This window comes from Bifidobacterium pseudolongum subsp. globosum, assembly GCF_000741295.1.
GTDB lineage: Bacteria > Actinomycetota > Actinomycetes > Actinomycetales > Bifidobacteriaceae > Bifidobacterium > Bifidobacterium globosum.
On the sequence record NZ_JGZG01000005.1, the window covers coordinates 137,493 to 157,502 of the forward strand.

Below are 20,010 nucleotides of genomic sequence, written 5' to 3' on the forward strand. Positions count from 1 at the left end.
ATCACCCTGTATGTTTTCGTGGCCAAATATGAAGGAAGTATGAAGAAGGGAACAGTAAAATGTCCACACCAGATTCAACTCCACAGCCGGAGCAGCCCACAGTACAAATGCCATCCGGAGCATCTGCGCAGCCAGCCGCAACGGCGACAGGCGCCACATCTATGCAGAACGCCGCAACACAACCTCTGCCGCAGATTCCTGCACAGCAATTCCCGCAGTCGGTGGAAGACGTCTACCAAGCTGTGAAGAACACGCTCATGCATAGCCAGTCATTTGGGTTGAATATGGCTGATGATGTCGCCAAGACTGCATCCTTCGTCTCGCGTAACGCTGGCACACCCTACAAGGTGCAGGTCGTGCCGGGAGCCCAGTCTGGATCGGTCGTACAGTTTGTTCCGCAAGGCCAGCCGACCCCAAGCCTGCACATGGAATCCATGGTCTTCTTCGGTGAACTGAACCGGGAGCTCATGATGCAGCAGATGAATGCCGCCCAGCAGCAGCCGATCCAGCAGACGTGGAATGCCCAGCCTACAAACGGTGGTGCATCTACACCGAAGAAGCCTGCGTCATGGGTGCTCTATCTGGCGATCGGCGCGTTGGCCGTATCCGTGATTGCGTTGATTCTGCTTATTGTGCTCACTCCAAAAACCGGTGCGTGGCTTGTATGGGTGCTCGGTATCGCTTCCCTGGCTCTCTCGGGATTCTCGCTGTATGCCTCGCTCATGCTTGATAAGAATCTTGTGAACCGCATCCTCTCCGGCGTGGCTGTAGGCATATCGGTGCTTGCCATCGTCTTCGGCTGTGTGAACATGCCGAAGGCCACCACGACAACTGCGACAAAAACGCCTTCGTCATCATCCTCTTCACCCGCTGCGAGCAGTGAGTCGTCATCTTCGAGTGCGGAATCGTCCAATACTGGAGATGAACAGTCGAATGAGCGGCAGAATGGTGACTCTCAGAATCAGGGGAGTGTTGCCGCGGGATTGGATGAGATTGCTTCCTCCATCGAAAAAGACATTCAGTCCAGTTTGGATGCCATCACCGCCAAGCAGCAGGAAACTGAAACCAAGCTCGGTGACACGTTTGATTCCTACAAGGCCAACGAGTCGGCGCTCACTGATTGGTATGCATTTGTGGCCAGTGAGTCGAAAGCCCTGTATGGCAAGGTGACCGACAGCTCGGTCAAGTACATGCAGACGCTGTCGCAGAAGGCGAGCGCGGATAAGTATCTGGATGCCGACGCCCTGCTCGATGATTTCTATAAGACCGTCTATGAAGATGGTTTTGAAACCTATTACGACGATATTTATGACACGTCTTATGAAGATATGTACGACAAGTATTACGGAGGCGTGCTTGAGGACAAGCCGGAGAACATGGAATACTCCGAGTACTTTGACCTGCGTAGCAATGCGTACAAGGCATGGTCGGATTCCAAGTCCGACTTCTATTCGGAATGGTCGGACATGAAGTCGGCGGTATACACACTGTATTCCGATGTCAATTCGGATGTGTGGAAAGACAACTATGACTTCTCGAAGGCCATCGAGCGTTTCCAGAAGAAGACTGCACAATTCACGGCGCAGTAGTAACGCATGCGCTGAACGGTAATGGGTGGGAATGCTCTGTGATGAAGAACATTCCCACCCTCCCATATCAATCGAATTGAGGTTCCTATGGAGAATATAAGGCTCGAATATGGCGAAACCATCATTGGTGACTATGGCTTATTTTGGGATGACAAAATAAAGAGCATCTCCGAGTCCGGTCATGTCTATATCACAACGAAACGTCTTGTGTTGTCTTATGTGAAGCTTCATGTGTTCCGTGCCGATGAGGAATACTCGTATTCATATCCACTTTCCTCGATAGATCACATTGAAGTGACGCAGCTGCCGAAGAACAGTCGAGATGATACGTGGTATAAATGCAAAGCATACTTGTCGAATGGGGTCATTCACTTCAGTGCCCCTCGATATGAGGATTTTGCGCCGTTTGTCAACCTGCTCAATGCGGAAATCACAGGAGACCCCAATCCTTTGGTCGGTCCCAAGCAGACATTGGTCTCAGACGTTGCAAATGCATTGAGTAGTGTCACCAATCAGTTCACAACAGCATTCAGCAAGAAAACAGTCCCACAGCAAGCCGTGGCTGAAAAAGTGAGTATATCATGCCCGGGCTGCGGAGCCACACTCACTGGATGGCATGGGAAGACAGTCATCTGTGAGTATTGCACTGCTTCGCGTCAGCTGTAACTATCGCACCGTAAGGCATGGAGGGAAGTAGGCAACCATGGCATTGATCAAAGCATTCGCGGGCGCATTGGGTGGCACTTTCGCCGATCAGTGGCTCGACATCATCACGGTCGGCCAATTCGGCGAACATGTGGCGCTCATGCCGGGCGTCTACCAGGAAACGAATCAAGGGCGGGGATCGAACACCAAGCATTCCGCCGCCGTCATCTCCAACGGCTCGCGCATCTATGTCCCTGAGAACACGGCCGCGTTCATCTTCGACCAGTCGGGCATCGAAAGCATCATCACCGAGTCCGGCGGGTACGAATACCGTACCGGCGGCACCGAAAGCGTGTTCGCGGGCGACGGCATAGGCAAATCCATCTTCGGCCAGATCGGCGAACGCTTCAAATACGGTGGTGAACCCGTGGCGAACAAACGCGTCGCGTTTGTGAACCTTCGCGAGATCCGCGGCCTCAAGTTCGGCACGCCGGCACCGCTCATGTACCATGACAAGTTTTACGACACCGATCTGGATATTCGCGCGCGTGGCATGATGTCGTTGCGCATCACGAACCCGACCGCGTTCATCCGGCAATTCGTGCCTCCGAACGTGGATTACATCAGTTTCGATGACCCCAAAACGAAGTCGCAGCTGCTCAGTGAATTCATGCAGTCGTTCTCGGTCGCGCTCAACTCGTTGAGCAACGAATACCGCATCTCCGCGTTGCCGAGCCAAGCGAACGCAATCGCGCTCGCGATCAGCGAGGACCCCACAAACGCGGGTACATGGGAGTCACGATTCGGCATCCATCTGGCGGGCATCGGCATCGAAAGCATCGAGTTCACTCCGGAATCGCGTGAGCTCGTCAAGCAGTATTCGTCGAACCGCATGAACGTGACGGCGTACGAGAACATCTCGCAGCAGGCGTCGAACATCGCCGCCCAGCAGAAAATCGCCCAAGGCGTGCAAAACAATGGATTCGGCGATATGGGCGGCATGATGCTCGGGGTCGGCTTCGCTCAGGGGGTCAACCCGATGACCGGGGCGATGCCGGGCCAGCAGGTGAATCCGGCGAATGCGATGGCCGCTGCAGCGGATGCGCACCCGGTCGTCGCCCAAGCCGCGTCGCAGCCTGCGCCGGCTCCCGCGATGTCCGTGGCGGAACAGATGGAGACACTGAAGAGCCTCAAGGAGCTTCTTGACGCCGGAATCCTCACCCAAGAGGAGTTCGACCTCAAGAAGAAACAGGTTCTGGGGCTGTAGTACGTCTCAACAATAAAGGAGGGCAGTATGTCCAATCAAACAACAACCCGGAACCTGACGGTTCCCAAGATTGTGGCAATCGTGGGCAACGTGCTCATGTTGCTGTGCGTGTTCCTTCCATACGCTTCGGTGGCAAAGGACTCGCCGTACCGTGAATACGCCGATGAGATGGTCGATGGTGTTCGCGCAGGCGAATTGGCCGATCCCTCAATGTTCAAGTTTGCCACGCTCTACAACAAGCTCAAGGATCAGACGTCCAACGGTTCCGAAATCGCGATGATTGTGATGGCGCTCGTTGCGGCCATCGCCATCACGGCAATTATCGCGTTGATCTTTGCATGCGTTTCGAAGGGTATTCCGGCGCTGGTGTTCAGCATCATCGGCTTCCTTCTGTTCTTGGTGCTGAACTGGGACTTCAGTGACCGCGGCGTTGTTCCCACTGACGATTACAGCTGGGGATTTGGCTATTACCTGTTCTATGCAGCCGCTCTTGTGGCAGTCGTAGGCGCAATCTGGATGATTGTGTCCAAGCGCAGGGAACAGTGACCGTAGAGGAATACGAAAAACGGGGTTTCACGTATCTGGGGAAGAGGCGTGAAACCCCGTTTTTCGTCAACATGAGAACCATGGTTGGATCTATCTTCGATTGTGGGGTGGGGTCCATGGCGCACAAAGGCGTATTGCAGTCCTATCTTCCATTTGTCCTGCGAATTACAGGCTTTTGGGACTTGCGGTCGACTGGGGACTCACCCCACAATCGAAGATAGGGATCAGTCCTGATGCATGGCCGGTGCCGGATGCCGCTTTGCGGTGAATTCAGTGGATGCAATCCGCCATACCGCCACCTTGCCCACTTGCCGGGGCTGCAATTTGACATCCTTCATGCCGGTACGCTGCCGCATGAGCAGTGTGAGCGCTTCGATTTTCTTGCCAGTTTCGTCGATGAGGCCGGCCACGCCGGTGCCGATGATTGATCTGAACGCCGTCGTCGACGAACACGGTGTGCGCCCCGTGTACACTTCCGCATCGCAATCCATCTCGAATGCGACAGGCAAAGCGTTACCCGCCGAGCGGATCGCGTCAATCTTGCGTCCTGCTAGCGCCGAGTGCATGAAGAGCGTCAACTTGCCATCCTCAAGCACATATGCGAAATTCACCGGCACAATCGTCAGGCCCTGGGCGTCCTGATACGCGACGCGTACGTCGGCGCAGTCGCGCAGTATCCCCTCGATTTCCGCCGTATCATGCACTTCGCGGTCGGCCCTGCGCATAGGGCGTGGGCACGGGACAGCGGGCTGTTCCATGGTAGGGTCCTCTTTTCATCGTGTTGTTGCTGGTTCCCCCAATGGGTGAGCTTGTATAAGAGTGGCCGGCTCCATGATTGGAGCCGGCCACATCAGTTGTATTGGGTCATGCCGCCATCTACGCGAAGTATTCCACACCCGCCTCGAAGATCGGCTGGTAGGTGTTGCCCGGCACATTCACATACAGGCCGTTGCCCGAACGCTCGGAGTGGCCCATCTTGCCGAACACATGCCCGTCGGGGCTCGTGATGCCTTCAACCGCCATCATCGAACCGTTCGGGTTCACCGCAAGGTTCATATTCGGCACACCGTCTTCGCTCACATACTGCGTGGCGATCTGGCCGTTGGTGGCAAGCTGCGTGAGCAGGTCGGGGCTCGCCACGAACCGGCCCTCGCCGTGCGAGATCGCCACGGTGTGCACGTCGCCCACCTGGGTCTTGGCAAGCCAGGGGGAGAGGTTCGACGCGATGCGCGTGCGCACAAGGCGGCTCTGGTGGCGTCCAATCTCGTTGAACGTGAGCGTGGGGCACTCGTCGGTCATCGGCACGATGTCGCCGTACGGCACAAGACCCAGTTTGATGAGGGCCTGGAAGCCATTGCAGATGCCGAGCATGAGGCCATCGCGGTTCTTGAGCAGATCGCGCACGGCTTCGGTGACCGCGGGCGCGCGGAAGAACGCGGTGATGAACTTCGCCGAACCATCCGGTTCGTCGCCGCCCGAGAAACCGCCGGGGATCATGACGATCTGGCTGCGACCAATCTGCTCGACGAGCGCCTGCGTCGATTCGGTGACGGACTGCGGGGTGAGGTTGTTGACGATGAGCGTCGTGACCTCCGCGCCAGCACGCTCGAACGCGGCGGCGGTGTCGTATTCGCAGTTGTTGCCCGGGAACACCGGGATCACCACGCGCGGCTTGGCGATCTTCGGCCCGGTGTACGGCGCGCGCCGGCCGGCGTCGAAGACCACGGTCTCCACGAGTTCGTCGGTCTGGTGTTCGGTGTGGCGGTAGGGGAACACGTCTTCAAGCGCGCTTTCCCATGTCTCCTGCAGCGGCGCGAGGGCGAAATCCTCGCCAGCGGCATGGAAGGTGTAGTCCTCGGTCGTTTCGCCGATTTCGCTGATCTCCACGAGGTTCGACGTGGCGGGGATCTTCGCGTCATCGGCGAGTTCGACGATGAACGAACCGTATGCCGGGGCGAACAGGTCGTCGACGCTGATCGCGTCGTCCAAACGCACACCGATGTGGTTGCCGAGCGTCATGCGGAACAGCGCTTCGGCGGTGCCGCCATAGCCCGGGGTGGAGATGGCCACCGCGTCATGGAAGTCCACGAGCTGTTCGACCGTGGAGAAGGCCTCGAGCAGGCCGTCCTTGTCCGGTGTCAGGCCATCGGCATGGTAGACGGGGGCGATGCGGACCACACGGTGGCCCGGCGCCTTGAACTCGGGGGAAGTGGCGCGGCGCATGTCACCGACCGCCACGGCGAACGAGATCAGCGTGGGCGGCACATCCAGGTCCTCGAACGAGCCGGACATGGAATCCTTGCCGCCAATCGCGCCCGCGCCCAGGTCGACCTGGGCCATGAGCGCGCCCAGCACGGCGGCGACCGGCTTGCCCCAACGGTCGGGTTCGTCGCGCAGCTTCTCGAAGTATTCCTGGAAGCTCAGGTACGCCTTTTCATGCTCGAAGCCGGCGGCCACGAGCTTGGCGAGTGATTCCACGACAGAAAGGTATGCGCCGGTGAACTGGTTGCGCTCCATGATGTAGGGGTTGAAGCCCCATGCCATGGCTGATGCCGTTGTCGTCTCGCCGAACACCGGCAGCTTGGCCACCATGGCCATCGGGGCGGTGAGCTGTTCGCGGCCACCGAACGGCATGAGCACCGTACCGGCGCCGATCGTGGAATCGAAGCGCTCGGCGAGGCCCTTGTTGGAAGCCACATTGAGGTCGTTGAGCATCGCGTCCAACCGCTCGGCGAGTGTGCCTTCGTTGAACGGCGTCACATACGTGCCCTGTTGCGCAACATGGGCGTCCTGGTGCTTGTCAGCGCCGTTCGATGAGAGGAACTCGCGGGAGAGGTTGACGATCTCGTCGCCATTCCAACGCATCACCATGCGCGGGTCCTCAGTCACGGTGGCGATCACCACGGCCTCGAGGTTCTCTTCCTGGGCGTAGCGCAGGAACTCGTCCACGTCCTCGGCGGCCACATCGACGGCCATGCGTTCCTGGGATTCGGAAATCGCCAGTTCGGTGCCGTCGAGGCCCTCGTATTTCTTCGGCACCTTGTTCAGGTCCACGTCCAGGCCGTCGGCGATCTCGCCCACGGCCACGGAGACGCCGCCCGCACCGAAGTCGTTGCACCGCTTGATCAGGCGCGTGGCGTCGCCACGGCGGAACAGGCGCTGCAGCTTGCGCTCCACGGGCGCGTTGCCTTTCTGCACCTCGGCGCCGTCAAGCTCGAGCGATTCGACATTGTGCGCCTTCGACGAACCGGTGGCGCCACCGATGCCGTCGCGGCCCGTGCGGCCGCCCAGCAGGATGATCTTGTCGCCCGGGGCCGGGGTCTCACGGCGCACATGGTCGGCGGGAGTGGCCGCGACGACCGCGCCGACCTCCATGCGCTTGGCCACATAGCCGGGATGGTAAATCTCGTTGACCTGGCCGGTGGCCAGACCGATCTGGTTGCCGTACGACGAATAGCCGTGGGCCGCCGTGGTGACGAGTTTGCGCTGGGGGAGCTTGCCCTCAAGCGTCTCATCGACCGGCGTGTGCGGGTCAGCAGCGCCTGTGACGCGCATTGCCTGATACACGTAGGCGCGGCCCGAGAGCGGGTCGCGGATGCAGCCTCCGATGCAGGTGGCCGCGCCACCGAACGGTTCGATCTCGGTTGGGTGGTTGTGCGTCTCGTTCTTGAAGAGGAACAGCCAATCCTCGTCTTCGCCGTTCACATCGACCTTCACCTTGACGGTACACGCGTTGATCTCCTCGGACTCGTCGAGGCCGGTCATCACGCCATTGGCCTTGAGCCACTTGGCGCCGAGCGTGCCCATGTCCATCAGGGTGACCGGGCGGTCGGAGCGGCCCAGCTCGTCGCGCATCGCCAGATAGCGCTCGAACGCGGCCTGCACCACGGCGTCGTCGATCGTCACCGAGTCGAGCTGCGTGCCGAACGTGGTGTGGCGGCAGTGGTCGGACCAATAGGTGTCGATCACACGGATCTCGGTGATGGTCGGGTCACGGCCCTCCTCCTCGAAATACCGGCGGCAGAACTCGAGGTCGGCCACATCCATCGCCAGACCGCGGTCCGCGATGAAACGCTCCATCTGCTCGGTCTCCATCGCGCGGAACCCGTCGATCACCTCGACCTTGCCCGGGGTGGGCACCTGCGCGGTGAGCGTGTCTTTCGTCTCGAGGCCCGCCTCGCGTGCTTCGACCGGATTGATCACGTAATGTTTCACCGCGTCCACGTCGGGCGTGTCCAACGCGCCATCGAGCGCGTAGACGGTCGCGGTGCGCACGGTGGGGCGTTCGCCCTGGCTGATGAGCTGGATGCACTCGCTCGCCGAATCGGCGCGCTGGTCGAACTGGCCGGGCAGGTACTCCACGGCGAACACGGCGTTCTCGCCGAAATCCGGCAGGTCAAAGCTCACATTGTCTGACTGCGGTTCGCTGAACACGGTGGGCACGACCTGCTCGAACAGCTGTTCGTCAATGCCCTCGACGTCGTAACGGTTGACGAGTCGAACGCCCTTGAGGGTGCGGATTCCAAGGATGGTGCGCAGCTCGTTCGTCAGCTGCTGGGCCTCGACATCGAATCCGGGTTTCTTCTCTACATAGACGCGGAAAACCACGATTGTTCCTTCGCTTCTTGTGTGGTGGCTCGGGTGGTGGACGGACGGGATGGGTGCGTTACGCCAAGGTCACTCGGCGCGCGCGACGCCCTCGGCGTCGGCGAGCGCCTCAAGACGGTCGAGGATCTCTTCGTAGGCAGGGATGATGTTGCCCAGATCGCGGCGGAAGAGGTCTTTGTCGAGGTGCTCGATCTGGCCGGAGCCGTCACGCAGGTCCCACAGGCGGCAGGTGTCGGGCGTGATCTCGTCGGCGAGCAGGATCGTGCCGTCCGAGGTCTTGCCTTCCTCGATCTTGAAGTCCACGAGCTGCACGTCGATCTTGGAGAAGATGTCGCGCAGCGCGTCGTTCACCGCACGCGCCTGCCGGGAAATCTCATCGAGTTCTTCCTTGCTGGCCAGGCCGAGCGCCACAATGCCGTCATCGTTGATGAACGGATCGCCCAGATCGTCGGATTTGTAGCAGAATTCGAGGATCGGCTGCTTGAGCTCGGTGCCTTCCTCAACGCCGTAGCGCTTGGCGAACGAACCAGCGGCGGTGTTGCGCATGATGATCTCGAGCGGGTACATGTCCATCGCACGCACGAGCTGTTCGGTGTCGGAGATACGGCGCACGAAATGCGAATCGACGCCGCGCGCCGCCAGCAGGTCGAACAGGACCGAGGTGATGCGGTTATTCAGGCTTCCCTTGCCTTCGATCTGTGCTTTTTTGGCACCGTTGCCGGCGGTCGCCTGGTTCATATATTCGACCCACAGCACGTCGGGGTCGTCGGTTGCGTACAGTTTTTTGGCCTTGCCTCGTAGAGCTTGTCCAGTTTCTGCATAGTGTTGCTTCACCCTTCTGGTTACCCAAGATTGGAGCGCTGATGAACTGACGCAATCAGGGTACCAATGATTCGTAACATCTCTTCGGCGTTTCTCACATTTCACACAATCTCGGTGTGCAGCGCCTGCGTGACCTGCGTGGCGGCAATGCGCGCCTCCTGCACATCCTGGCCGAGCGCGAGCGCCACACCCATGCGGCGGTGCCCCGCGACACGCGGTTTGGCGAAGATGCGCACGTCGGTGCCGGGGCGCGCGAGCGCGGCGTCGAGGTCCGAGAACTCGACTTCGCCCTCGCCGCTGACCACGATCGCGTGGCTCGCCGCCGCGGTGTGCGCGGGCATGGCGAGCGCCACATGGCCTTCGGTGACCGGCACGCCGAGGATCGCGCGCGCGTGCAGGTCGAATTCGCTGAGCCGCTGGCTGATCATCGTGACCATGCCGGTGTCGTGTGGGCGCGGCGAGACCTCGTTGAACAGCACGCTGCCGTCGGTCAGCACGAACAGTTCGACGCCGAACACGCCCCACGCGGTATCGGTCTTCGCGCGCTGCACGAGACCGCGCACCGCTTCGCGCGCGATGCGGCCGGCCTCTTGCAGCACGTCCGCCGGCACGTCCGCCGGCTGCCAGGATTCACGGTAGTCGCCGTCCTGCTGGCGTTGGCCGATCGGCGTGCACACCACGATGCCCGCGCTCGAGCTGACGGTGAGCATCGTGAGCTCATAGTCGAGGTCGACGAGCTGCTCGACGATCACGCGCGAGACGTCGCCGTCGTGGTGCGCGCGGCGTCCCTGCTGCGCCTCCTGCCACGCGGCGTCGATGCCGTCGGCGGACCGTACGACCGACTGTCCGTGCCCTGAAGAGCTCATGACCGGCTTGACGACGCACGGGAACCCGACCGCCTGGGCGCCGGCGCGCAGTTCCTCGAGCGAACCGGCGAACCGGTGGGACGAGGTGGGCAGGCCGAGGTCGTCGCTCGCCAAACGGCGCAGCGCCTCGCGGTCCATGCAGATCGAGGCGATGGTGGCGCTCGGCACCACATGGATGCCTGCGCGCTCGGCGTCGAAGAGCACCTGCGTGGCGATCGCCTCGATCTCGGGGATGATGATGTTAGGCTGGACCCCCGCGATGAGTTCGGTCAGAGCCTGCGCGTCGCTCATGTCGAGCACATGCGCCTCATGCGCCACTTGCTGCGCCGGCGCGCCTTCGTAGGAGTCGGCGGCGATGACACGCACGCCGAGCCGGGTGAGCGCGATGGCGACCTCTTTGCCGAGTTCGCCGGAGCCGAGGAGCAGTGCGCGGGTGGGATGTTTGCCGTACGGTGTGCCTAAAGCACGATCTTGATTTGCCATGCCTCCCATATTGCCACCGGCGGCGCCCAGCGCACGCGCGCCGTCCACATGCGCCGCGCTTTGACATGCGCCGCGCTTTGACATGCGCCATGGTTAGACTGAACTTCCATGTGCGCAGCAAAGAACGGCGAAAGCCCGCAGCAGACCACCGAACGGCCGTTGACGATCGCCATGGTGGTGGACACCTTCGGCAACCGCGGCAACGGGACGTCGAATTCGGCGTTGCAGTGGGCTCAGGAGTTGGAACGGCAAGGGCACCATGTGCGCCTCGTGGGCATCAATGCCCCCGAATACCCGGCCAAGGTTAACCGGGTGCCGCTCGTCAGCTGGGTGGCGGCGAAACAGCAGATGCAATTCGCGCAGCCGAGCGCCACGTTGTTCGACCGTGCATTCGACGGCGTGGACATCGTGCACATCTACACGCCATTCAAATTCGGGCGGCACGCGCTCGCCGCGGCGCGGGCCAAGGGCCTGCCCGTCACGGCCGGCTACCATGTGCAGCCGGAGAACGTGACGTATTCCGCGGGGCCGCTCAAATATGTGCCTGGCGCTGATTCGTTCATCTATTGGCTGTTCAAGCACTGGCTGTACCGCAACGTCGACGCGATCCATGTGCCGACGGAATTGGGGGCCCGGTTGTTGCGCGAGCACCATTACACGGCGCCGATCCATGTGATTTCAAACGGCTACCAGGCGCGGTTTACTCCCAAGCGGCAGCGCCCGGACGACGAAGCGGCGGGCGTGCCGTTCAAGATCGTGGCGTCCGGCCGCCTGTCGAACGAAAAGAACCATGTGGAGCTCATCGAGGCGATCGCACGCAGCACGCACGCCGAAGACATCCATCTGACAATCGCCGGCACCGGGCCGATCAAACGCAAACTCGAACGGCTCGCCCGCAAGAAACTCGCGCGCCCCGCGTCCATCGGCTTTCACCGCAACAGCGACATGCCCGCATTGCTGCAGTCGTGCGACCTGCTGTGCCATCCGTCGATTGCCGACCTCGAATCGGTCAGTGTGATCGAAGGCATGGCGTGCGGGCTCGTGCCGGTCATCGCGAAGTCGCCGCAGAGCGCGGCGAGCCAGTTCGCGCTCTGCCCGGAATCGCTGTATGAGGTCGGGCATCCCGAACGGCTCGCCGCGCACATCGACTGGTGGATCGAACACCCGCGCGAACTCAACGAGTGGGGGCAGACCTATGCCGACCACACGAAGGAGCACTACTCCGTCGAATCGTCGGTCCACCAGTTCGTGCAGATGGAACGCGAGACGATCGCGGCACACTGCGCCACACGCTGAACCGCGTACACAGCGCCTACAGCAGCGCGATGAGCGCCGCCACCTGATCGTCGGTCGTGGCCCAGCTTGTGCAGATGCGCAGCATCACATGGCTGGCGTCCACGGCCTCCATGAACCCCAGCTTCACCTGCTGCTGCAGCTCCTGGGCGCGGCTATGGGTCACCGTGATGAAGATCTGGTTCGTCTGCGACACAAACGCGATGTCGTACCCCTTGTCGAGCAGCGCCTGACGAATCTTGTCCGCCTGCGCGTTCGCGTGCTTCGACAACTGGAAATACAGGTCGTCGGTGAACAGCGTGTCGAACTGCAGGCCGAGCAGCCAGCCCTTGGCGAGCAGAGCGCCATGCAGTTTGACGAGCGCGGTGAAGTTCTCGGGCGTGTTGCCGCGCGTGAACACGACAGCCTCACCGAACATGGCTCCGACCTTCGTGCCGCCGATCGTGAAGACGTCGGTGATGCGCGCAAGGTCGTCGAGATTCGCGTCGTTCGCGTCGCATGTGAGCGCGTAGCCCAAGCGTGCGCCGTCGATGAACAGCGGCATGCCGTGGTCGTGCGCCACCTGCGCGAGCGCGGCGAGCTCGGCGCGCGTGTACACCGTGCCGTATTCCGTCGGCTGCGAGACATACACGCAGCCCGGGCGCACCATGTGCGTATGGTTCGCGTCCGCGTTGAAGCGCTCGCAATAGTCGTCGAGCTGCGGCGCGCTGATCTTGCCGCCCTGCTGCGGCAATGCGAGCACCTTGTGCCCGGTCGCCTCGATTGCGCCGGCCTCATGCGTGTTGATGTGCGCGCTGTCCGCGCAGACGACGCCTGCATATTGCGCGGTGATCGAGTCGATGACCACTTGGTTCGTCTGCGTGCCGCCGGTGAGGAACCAGATGTCGCTTTCCGGGCTGTCGCACAGTGCGCGGATCTTGCCGGCGGCGGCTTTGCAGTAGTCGTCGGTGCCGTAGCCGGGGTGCGTCTCGTTTTGGACCTGCTGCATGCGCGCGATGATCTGCGGGCAGGCGGCGGCGGAATAATCGTTTTCAAAAGACAGCATGGCGGGCTCCTTAGTGCTCGTAGGCGGGCAGCGTGTACTGCTGAGTAGTCTACCTGCTGGGCCTTGGAAGGGCGCGGATTGCCGCGCACGGTGAACGTGGGGCACGGGGCGATGCCTTCCGTGGGCGGACGCGTGCGCCGCCTGCCGGCGTGACGTAACAAGAAACCCCGGCTTCCATCGAAGGAAAGGCCGGGGTTGATGGGGTGGCTAACGCGGCTCGAACGCGCGACCTTCTGAACCACAATCAGATGCTCTACCAACTGAGCTATAGCCACCATTGCAGCGGTTCCGTTGGGAACCGGACAACAGGTGAACACTATACACGAATGCCGGGCCAATGTGTGCACACGGCGTGTCGGGTGGTGGCGGGGTCGTGTCGCGCGCGATTTTGGACTATACTCGTAAGTGCAAGGACACAAGGGTTACAACACCGAGACGGCGCAGGGTGGCGCCGGACGATTACAACATTGCGCAACGTAACAGCAGATAGCATGGGCTGCCGGAGCATTCGGCGCATGGCATGATCGCGCGCAAGGGATGCGCGCCGTGGGTGATGGCACACACAATGGATGCGATGGATGCGGCAGACGCCACCGCGGCGATTGGTAGGAGATAGAATGCAACCGCGGTAGCGTCGAGGCAATGGCGCGAACAATGGGTATAGAGAAGCGAGGCGACCCCCGGAGGTACCTAGACACTCCGGGGGTTGCCTTTTTTCTGTGCCTGTGGTATCTTGGTTCCTTGTGTGTGCCAGCCGTGCACCTTATGTGACAGGAGCGCGGGCTGGGATATCCCCGAGTTCGTTTGGATCACGCGCAGCAATGCGGCGGTGAGAGAACGGAGGGTCATCGGGCCGGTGAACAGTGGCTGTCTTTTCCGATTCGCAACGGATCAGGGGGAGTGGGGCTGCAGTGAGGCGGCTTCACGAGTGAAGAACAGATACCACTGAATCGGAGAATTCAAGTTGCCTACTATTGAACAGCTTGTCCGTAAGGGACGTAAGGCAAAGCCGAAGAAGTCCAAGACTTTGGCTCTCAAGGGAAGCCCGCTGCGCCGCGGCGTATGCACCCGTGTGTACACCACCACGCCGAAGAAGCCGAACTCGGCTCTGCGTAAGGTTGCCCGTGTGCGTCTGAGCTCCGGCATCGAAGTCACCGCTTACATTCCGGGTGAGGGCCACAACCTGCAGGAGCACTCCATCGTGCTCGTGCGCGGCGGCCGTGTCAAGGATCTGCCGGGTGTGCGTTACCACATCGTGCGCGGTGCACTCGATACCCAGGGCGTCAAGGATCGTAAGCAGGGCCGTTCCCTGTACGGAGCAAAGAAGGCGAAGTAAGAGATATGTCACGTAAAGGACCCGCCAAGAAACACCAGCTGCTGCCGGACCCGATCTACGGCTCGACCGTAGTCGCGCAGCTCATCAACAAGATTCTTCTCGACGGCAAGAAGTCGATCGCCGAAGACATCGTCTACTCGGCACTTGACATGGTCAAGGAGAAGACCGACCAGGAGCCGGTCGCCGTGCTCAAGCGCGCGCTCGACAACATCCGCCCGTCCCTCGAGGTGCGCTCCCGCCGCGTCGGCGGCGCCACCTATCAGGTGCCGGTCGAGGTCAAGCCCGCCCGCGCGAACACGCTGTCGCTGCGCTGGCTGACCGATTTCTCCCGTGCTCGTCGTGAGAAGACGATGGCCGAGCGTCTCGCCAACGAGATCCTCGACGCCTCCAACGGTCTCGGCGCTTCCGTGAAGCGCCGCGAAGACACCCACAAGATGGCAGAGGCCAACAAGGCCTTCGCTCATTACCGCTGGTAATCACACCAGACCAGAAAGGGCCAGGGAACACTTATGGCACAGGACGTGCTTAGCAACCTGAATCAGGTTCGCAACATCGGCATCATGGCGCACATCGATGCCGGCAAGACCACCACCACCGAGCGTATTCTGTACTACACCGGTAAGAACTACAAGATCGGCGAGACGCACGATGGCGCTTCGACGATGGACTTCATGGCGCAGGAGCAGGAGCGTGGCATCACGATCCAGTCCGCTGCGACCACCTGCTTCTGGAACCGTCAGACCCACGACACGGGCGAGCAGTTCCAGATCAACATCATCGACACCCCGGGCCACGTCGACTTCACCGCCGAGGTGGAGCGTTCGCTGCGCGTGCTCGATGGCGCCGTGGCCGTCTTCGACGGCAAGGAGGGCGTTGAGCCGCAGTCCGAGACCGTATGGCGTCAGGCCGACAAGTACGGCGTTCCGCGCATCTGCTTCATCAACAAGATGGACAAGTTGGGCGCTGACTTCTATTACTCGGTCGACACCATCAAGGAGAAGCTGGGCGCCACCCCGCTCGTCGTGCAGCTGCCGATCGGCGCTGAGAACGACTTCTCCGGCGTTGTGGACCTGATTCGCATGAAGGCCTACGTCTGGAACGACGTCAAGGACGACATGGGCGCCCACTACGACACCGTGGACATCCCGGACGACCTCAAGGACCGCGCTGAGCAGTACCGTTCCGAACTGCTCGACCAGGTCGCCGAGTCCGACGAAGAGCTGCTCGAGAAGTTCCTCGAGAGCGGCGAGCTTTCGGAAGAGGAGATTCGCAAGGGCATCCGCACGCTGACCATCAGCCGTCAGGCCTACCCGGTCCTGTGCGGTTCGGCGTTCAAGGACAAGGGCGTGCAGCCGATGCTGGACGCCGTCGTCGACTACCTGCCGAGCCCTGAGGACGTTCCTTCGATCGTTGGCTTCGATCCGTCCGACGAATCCGTCGAGATCGACCGCAAGCCCACTTTCGACGACCCGTTCTCGGCCCTCGTCTTCAAGATCTCGACCCACCCGTTCTACGGCAAGCTCGTGTTCGTGCGCGTCTACTCCGGCGTTATCAAGCCGGGCGACAACGTGCTCGATTCCACGAAGGGCAAGAAGGAACGCGTCGGCAAGATCTTCCAGATGCACGCCGACAAGGAGAACCCGGTGGATTCCGCCGAGGCCGGCAACATCTACACCTTCGTGGGTCTCAAGAACGTCACGACCGGCGACACGCTGTGCGATGAAAAGCACCCGATCTCGCTCGAGTCGATGACCTTCCCGGACCCGGTCATCGAGGTGGCCGTGGAGCCGAAGACCAAGGCCGACCAAGAGAAGATGAGCATCGCCCTCGCGAAGCTCTCCGACGAGGATCCGACCTTCCAGGTCAAGACCGACGAGGAATCCGGCCAGACGCTGATCTCGGGCATGGGCGAGCTCCAGCTCGACATCATCGTCGACCGTATGCGCCGCGAATTCAAGGTCGAGTGCAACGTCGGCAAGCCGCAGGTCGCCTACCGTGAGACGATCCGCAAGGCCGTCATGAACCAGGAATACACGCACAAGAAGCAGACCGGCGGTTCCGGCCAGTTCGCAAAGGTGCTCATGAACTTCGAGCCGCTCGACACCGAGAACGGCGAGGTCTACGAGTTCGCGAACGAGGTCACCGGCGGCCACATCACGAAGGAATTCATCCCTTCGATCGATGCTGGTGTGCAGGAGGCCATGGAATCCGGCATCCTCGCAGGCTTCCCGGTCGTGGGCGTCAAGGCAACGGTCGTCGACGGCCAGGTGCACGACGTCGATTCCTCGGAAATGGCCTTCAAGATCGCAGGCTCCATGTGCTTCAAGGAGGCCGCGCCGAAGGCGAAGCCGGTCATCCTCGAGCCGATCATGGCTGTCGAAGTCCGTACTCCGGAAGAGTACATGGGCGACGTCATGGGCGACCTCAACGCACGCCGTGGCCAGATCCAGTCGATGAACGACGCCACCGGCGTCAAGGTCATCGACGCGAAGGTGCCGCTGAGCGAGATGTTCGGCTACATCGGCGACCTGCGTTCCAAGACGCAGGGCCGTGCGATGTTCACCATGCAGATGGATTCGTACGCGGAGGTCCCGAAGGCCGTCGCGGACGAGATCATCAAGGCCCAGCGCGGCGAGTGACACGCGCCGCCACCGGACTTGAACCTGTCTCCAGTCAGCGCTAATATTTTGTAGCGCTGACTGGGTTCGGGCTCGATAAGTGGCGACAACCCAGAAACCCAGTAAAATGTAGCAAGTGCCTTGATCGCTCAAGGCTTACTACGAGAAACGTCCAGGAGGACAACACACATGGCAAAGGAAAAGTACGAGCGTACTAAGCCGCACGTTAACATTGGTACCATCGGTCACGTCGATCACGGCAAGACGACCCTGACCGCAGCCATCTCCAAGGTGCTGCACGATGAGTTCCCGGATCTCAACCCGGAGTATGACTTCAACCAGATCGATGCCGCTCCGGAAGAGCAGCAGCGTGGTATCACCATCAACATCGCCCACATCGAGTACCAGACCGAGAAGCGTCACTACGCTCACGTCGACTGCCCGGGCCACGCCGACTTCGTGAAGAACATGATCACCGGCGCTGCTCAGATGGACGGCGCCATCCTGGTTGTGGCCGCGACCGACGGCCCGATGGCTCAGACCCGCGAGCACGTGCTGCTCGCCCGTCAGGTGGGCGTCCCGAAGATCCTCGTCGCCCTGAACAAGTGCGACATGGTCGACGATGAGGAGCTCATCGAGCTCGTCGAAGAAGAGGTCCGCGACCTCCTCGACGAGAACGGCTTCGACCGTGACTGCCCGGTCGTGCACACCTCCGCCTACGGCGCGCTGCACGACGACGCTCCGGACCACGAGAAGTGGGTCGAGACCGTCAAGGAACTCATGAACGATGTCGACGACTACATCCCGACCCCGGTCCACGACCTCGACAAGCCGTTCCTGATGCCGATCGAGGACGTCTTCACGATCTCCGGCCGTGGCACCGTCGTCACCGGTCGTGTCGAGCGTGGCAAGCTGCCGATCAACACCAACGTTGAGATTGTCGGCATCCGCCCGACCCAGACCACCACCGTCACCTCCATCGAGACCTTCCACAAGCAGATGGATGAGTGCGAGGCTGGCGACAACACCGGTCTGCTGCTCCGTGGCCTCGGCCGCACCGACGTGGAGCGTGGTCAGGTTGTGGCTGCTCCGGGCTCCGTGACCCCGCACACCAAGTTCGAGGGCGAAGTCTACGTTCTGACCAAGGACGAGGGTGGCCGCCACTCGCCGTTCTTCTCGAACTACCGTCCGCAGTTCTACTTCCGCACCACCGACGTCACCGGCGTCATCACGCTGCCGGAAGGCGTCGAGATGGTTCAGCCTGGCGATCACGCGACCTTCACGGTCGAGCTGATCCAGCCGATCGCTATGGAAGAGGGCCTCACCTTCGCAGTGCGTGAAGGCGGCCACACCGTCGGCTCGGGCCGTGTCACCAAGATCCTCGCCTGATCTCATCAGACGCGATCTGACACGCTGAACTAGCGTAGAGGGGGCTTCCCAGATGGGAAGCCCCCTCTTGGTATATGCGGGGAAAATCAGACGTTGGCCGTGACTTCAATGCCGCCGTTGCGCTTGGCCGACCCGAGCGCGCGGTCGATGCCCATCAGCACATAGCCGAGTACGATGAACGCGACAAGCAGGATGACCACCCAGCGTACAACGCCCGCCACACCCTGCTCGTCAAGGTTGATGAAGAAGTAAGGATAGAGCTTGGGCACGTTGAGGTCGAATCCCACCATCCATGCACGGATGTAGACGAACGCCAGATACATGAGAGGGAAGATCGTCGAATACAGCGGATACGTCCACTTGACACGGCCGTGTTCGTAGAACAGAATCCAGTCGAAGACGAACAGCAGCGGCAGTACCACATGGAACGAGATGCTTGTGATCGTGAAGTTCTGGGCCGGATCGCGGTCAGGCGCCCCGGCGAGCAGGATGTTGAACACGAAGAATGTCAGCAGGATCGCTGTGACGCTGATGAATTTGACCGCTGGGCTGAGCGTGACGAATCCGTCGGCCTTGCGTTGCGCGGTCTGAATCAGCTCAAGCAGCATGACCGCGATGCACAGGTAGTTGGAAAGATTCGTGAAATACACGTAGAAGACATCGTCGAACGAATGCTCGTAGAAACCGAGGCTGCCGACGATGCCGACGAGGCCGATCGCCACATAGAACGATTGGAATATGAGTTGGGCTGTTCTGCTGCGTACCATAATCACCTTTCGTGGGCAGACGATAAGGCCCGTTGCCGCCGCTGGGCGGCAACGGGCCGCAAGCACCAGTCTACGGCAATGGCATGTGGTGCGCGCCATGTGCATACCGAAGAAATCGATGGCACGGACTTGTGGAACGCCACAAATCCGTGCCATCGCCAAGTGCCGCGTAGAGCGTGCCCGTCACTGCATCGGCATCGCCACAATGCCTTCGGCATGCTTGTCGACGGTTATGATCGACTCCACATTGCCGTTGCGGTCCAGCGTCACCACAACCGGGTCCATGGCCTTGATCGCAGCATCGGAGAACTCGGTATGCCCTGACGGCGAGGATTTGAGCAGCATCATCGGCAGGTCACCGCGCAGGGTCTGCACCGCGTCGGACATGCCCTCGTTGATCATCAGCACCTGCCCGTTCTCCTGACCGGCGTAATCCATGAGCATGCGCACAATGTCGCCGCGGCGCATCGTGGGGAACGCGACGGCGGTGATGTTATCCTCGCGGATGGTGTGGTGGATCGCGTCGACACCTTTGCCATCGGCATCGATAACCGTCGCGGACGGTGGCACGGTCGGCAGCACATGGTGCTCATCGATCACGCCGAGCTTGCGCTTGTTCGCCAAGGCGTCGACGAGCGACTGGAAAGCGGTGACCTTGCTGTCGAGCGGCGCGTGGCCCACGACGATGATGGAACGGCCGTCGAGCAGCGCGTCGGTGATCATTGGATTGTTCATG

Annotated in this window: 15 protein-coding genes, 1 tRNA gene and 1 pseudogene; 9 read left to right on the plus strand and 8 right to left on the minus strand. The window is 61.0% G+C overall.

The genetic code is table 11. The annotated features are described in order from the left end of the window. Window positions 1-161: 161 nt before the first annotated feature. The 4 genes from BPSG_RS02780 (at window position 162) to BPSG_RS02795 (ending at window position 4,047) form a co-directional block, all read left to right on the plus strand. Window positions 162-1,589 (plus strand): DUF308 domain-containing protein, encoded by a 1,428-nt coding sequence (locus BPSG_RS02780; protein ID WP_026643391.1) that lies wholly within the window; start codon window positions 162-164, stop codon window positions 1,587-1,589. An 87-nt stretch (window positions 1,590-1,676) separates the two neighbouring features. Further along, on the plus strand, window positions 1,677-2,255 hold the full coding sequence (locus BPSG_RS02785; protein WP_034878990.1) for a hypothetical protein: 579 nt from the start codon (window positions 1,677-1,679) through the stop codon (window positions 2,253-2,255). Between the two features lie 37 nt (window positions 2,256-2,292). Continuing rightward, the gene (locus BPSG_RS02790) at window positions 2,293-3,501 is read left to right on the plus strand and encodes an SPFH domain-containing protein (protein ID WP_026643390.1); all 1,209 of its coding nucleotides are present in this window, start codon (window positions 2,293-2,295) and stop codon (window positions 3,499-3,501) included. A gap of 27 nt (window positions 3,502-3,528) precedes the next feature. Continuing rightward, on the plus strand, window positions 3,529-4,047 hold the full coding sequence (locus BPSG_RS02795; protein ID WP_026643389.1) for a hypothetical protein: 519 nt from the start codon (window positions 3,529-3,531) through the stop codon (window positions 4,045-4,047). Window positions 4,048-4,271: 224 nt separating this feature from the next. Here the strand turns inward: BPSG_RS02795 and BPSG_RS02800 are convergent, their stop codons facing one another. The 4 genes and pseudogenes from BPSG_RS02800 to purT form a co-directional block, all read right to left on the minus strand. Next, on the minus strand, window positions 4,272-4,772 hold the full coding sequence (locus BPSG_RS02800; protein WP_026643388.1) for a pyridoxamine 5'-phosphate oxidase family protein: 501 nt from the start codon (window positions 4,770-4,772) through the stop codon (window positions 4,272-4,274). A gap of 151 nt (window positions 4,773-4,923) precedes the next feature. Further along, window positions 4,924-8,655, minus strand: coding sequence for a phosphoribosylformylglycinamidine synthase (locus BPSG_RS02805; protein WP_026643387.1), 3,732 nt, complete (start codon window positions 8,653-8,655; stop codon window positions 4,924-4,926). A gap of 69 nt (window positions 8,656-8,724) precedes the next feature. Continuing rightward, window positions 8,725-9,476 (minus strand): annotated as a pseudogene (gene purC / locus BPSG_RS02810) (phosphoribosylaminoimidazolesuccinocarboxamide synthase). Window positions 9,477-9,578: 102 nt separating this feature from the next. Further along, a complete protein-coding gene (gene purT, locus BPSG_RS02815; protein ID WP_026643385.1) occupies window positions 9,579-10,826 on the minus strand; it encodes a formate-dependent phosphoribosylglycinamide formyltransferase in 1,248 nt (415 codons plus the stop codon). 108 nt (window positions 10,827-10,934) lie between these two features. Between purT and BPSG_RS02820 the strand changes: the two genes are divergently transcribed. Then, on the plus strand, window positions 10,935-12,122 hold the full coding sequence (locus tag BPSG_RS02820; protein ID WP_026643384.1) for a glycosyltransferase: 1,188 nt from the start codon (window positions 10,935-10,937) through the stop codon (window positions 12,120-12,122). Between the two features lie 16 nt (window positions 12,123-12,138). Here BPSG_RS02820 and BPSG_RS02825 read toward each other — a convergent pair whose 3' ends face one another. Both BPSG_RS02825 and BPSG_RS02830 read right to left on the minus strand, forming a co-directional pair. Beyond that, window positions 12,139-13,164, minus strand: coding sequence for a threonine aldolase family protein (locus BPSG_RS02825; RefSeq protein WP_026643383.1), 1,026 nt, complete (start codon window positions 13,162-13,164; stop codon window positions 12,139-12,141). A 199-nt stretch (window positions 13,165-13,363) separates the two neighbouring features. Continuing rightward, window positions 13,364-13,439, minus strand: a tRNA-His gene (locus tag BPSG_RS02830). 689 nt (window positions 13,440-14,128) lie between these two features. Here BPSG_RS02830 and rpsL point away from each other — a divergent pair. From rpsL to tuf, 4 genes are all read left to right on the plus strand, one after another. Then, window positions 14,129-14,500 (plus strand): 30S ribosomal protein S12, encoded by a 372-nt coding sequence (gene rpsL, locus BPSG_RS02835; protein WP_004269067.1) that lies wholly within the window; start codon window positions 14,129-14,131, stop codon window positions 14,498-14,500. Window positions 14,501-14,505: 5 nt separating this feature from the next. Continuing rightward, window positions 14,506-14,976 carry a 30S ribosomal protein S7 gene (gene rpsG, locus BPSG_RS02840; RefSeq protein ID WP_003813834.1) on the plus strand — a complete coding sequence of 157 codons (471 nt, stop codon included), beginning with the start codon at window positions 14,506-14,508 and terminating at the stop codon, window positions 14,974-14,976. Window positions 14,977-15,009: 33 nt separating this feature from the next. Continuing rightward, window positions 15,010-17,139 carry an elongation factor G gene (gene fusA / locus BPSG_RS02845; RefSeq protein WP_026643382.1) on the plus strand — a complete coding sequence of 710 codons (2,130 nt, stop codon included), beginning with the start codon at window positions 15,010-15,012 and terminating at the stop codon, window positions 17,137-17,139. Between the two features lie 168 nt (window positions 17,140-17,307). Next, window positions 17,308-18,507 (plus strand): elongation factor Tu, encoded by a 1,200-nt coding sequence (gene tuf / locus BPSG_RS02850; protein ID WP_022857769.1) that lies wholly within the window; start codon window positions 17,308-17,310, stop codon window positions 18,505-18,507. A gap of 86 nt (window positions 18,508-18,593) precedes the next feature. On the opposite strand, the gene BPSG_RS02855 is transcribed toward tuf, so the two are convergent. Both BPSG_RS02855 and BPSG_RS02860 read right to left on the minus strand, forming a co-directional pair. Continuing rightward, window positions 18,594-19,274 (minus strand): Pr6Pr family membrane protein, encoded by a 681-nt coding sequence (locus BPSG_RS02855; protein ID WP_026643381.1) that lies wholly within the window; start codon window positions 19,272-19,274, stop codon window positions 18,594-18,596. 183 nt (window positions 19,275-19,457) lie between these two features. Further along, a complete protein-coding gene (locus BPSG_RS02860; protein WP_099309734.1) occupies window positions 19,458-20,009 on the minus strand; it encodes a hypothetical protein in 552 nt (183 codons plus the stop codon). Window position 20,010 lies beyond the last annotated feature (1 nt).

Coding starts and splice junctions, on each gene's coding strand:
- BPSG_RS02780 (WP_026643391.1), top strand. CDS start 162: ATGCAGAACGCCGCAACACAACCTCTGCCGCAGATTCCTGCACAGCAA.
- BPSG_RS02785 (WP_034878990.1), top strand. CDS start 1,677: ATGGAGAATATAAGGCTCGAATATGGCGAAACCATCATTGGTGACTAT.
- BPSG_RS02790 (WP_026643390.1), top strand. CDS start 2,293: ATGGCATTGATCAAAGCATTCGCGGGCGCATTGGGTGGCACTTTCGCC.
- BPSG_RS02795 (WP_026643389.1), top strand. CDS start 3,529: ATGTCCAATCAAACAACAACCCGGAACCTGACGGTTCCCAAGATTGTG.
- BPSG_RS02800 (WP_026643388.1), bottom strand. CDS start 4,772: ATGCGCAGGGCCGACCGCGAAGTGCATGATACGGCGGAAATCGAGGGG.
- purT (WP_026643385.1), bottom strand. CDS start 10,826: ATGGCAAATCAAGATCGTGCTTTAGGCACACCGTACGGCAAACATCCC.
- BPSG_RS02820 (WP_026643384.1), top strand. CDS start 10,935: ATGTGCGCAGCAAAGAACGGCGAAAGCCCGCAGCAGACCACCGAACGG.
- BPSG_RS02825 (WP_026643383.1), bottom strand. CDS start 13,164: ATGCTGTCTTTTGAAAACGATTATTCCGCCGCCGCCTGCCCGCAGATC.
- rpsG (WP_003813834.1), top strand. CDS start 14,506: ATGTCACGTAAAGGACCCGCCAAGAAACACCAGCTGCTGCCGGACCCG.
- fusA (WP_026643382.1), top strand. CDS start 15,010: ATGGCACAGGACGTGCTTAGCAACCTGAATCAGGTTCGCAACATCGGC.
- tuf (WP_022857769.1), top strand. CDS start 17,308: ATGGCAAAGGAAAAGTACGAGCGTACTAAGCCGCACGTTAACATTGGT.
- BPSG_RS02855 (WP_026643381.1), bottom strand. CDS start 19,274: ATGGTACGCAGCAGAACAGCCCAACTCATATTCCAATCGTTCTATGTG.
- BPSG_RS02860 (WP_099309734.1), bottom strand. CDS start 20,009: ATGAACAATCCAATGATCACCGACGCGCTGCTCGACGGCCGTTCCATC.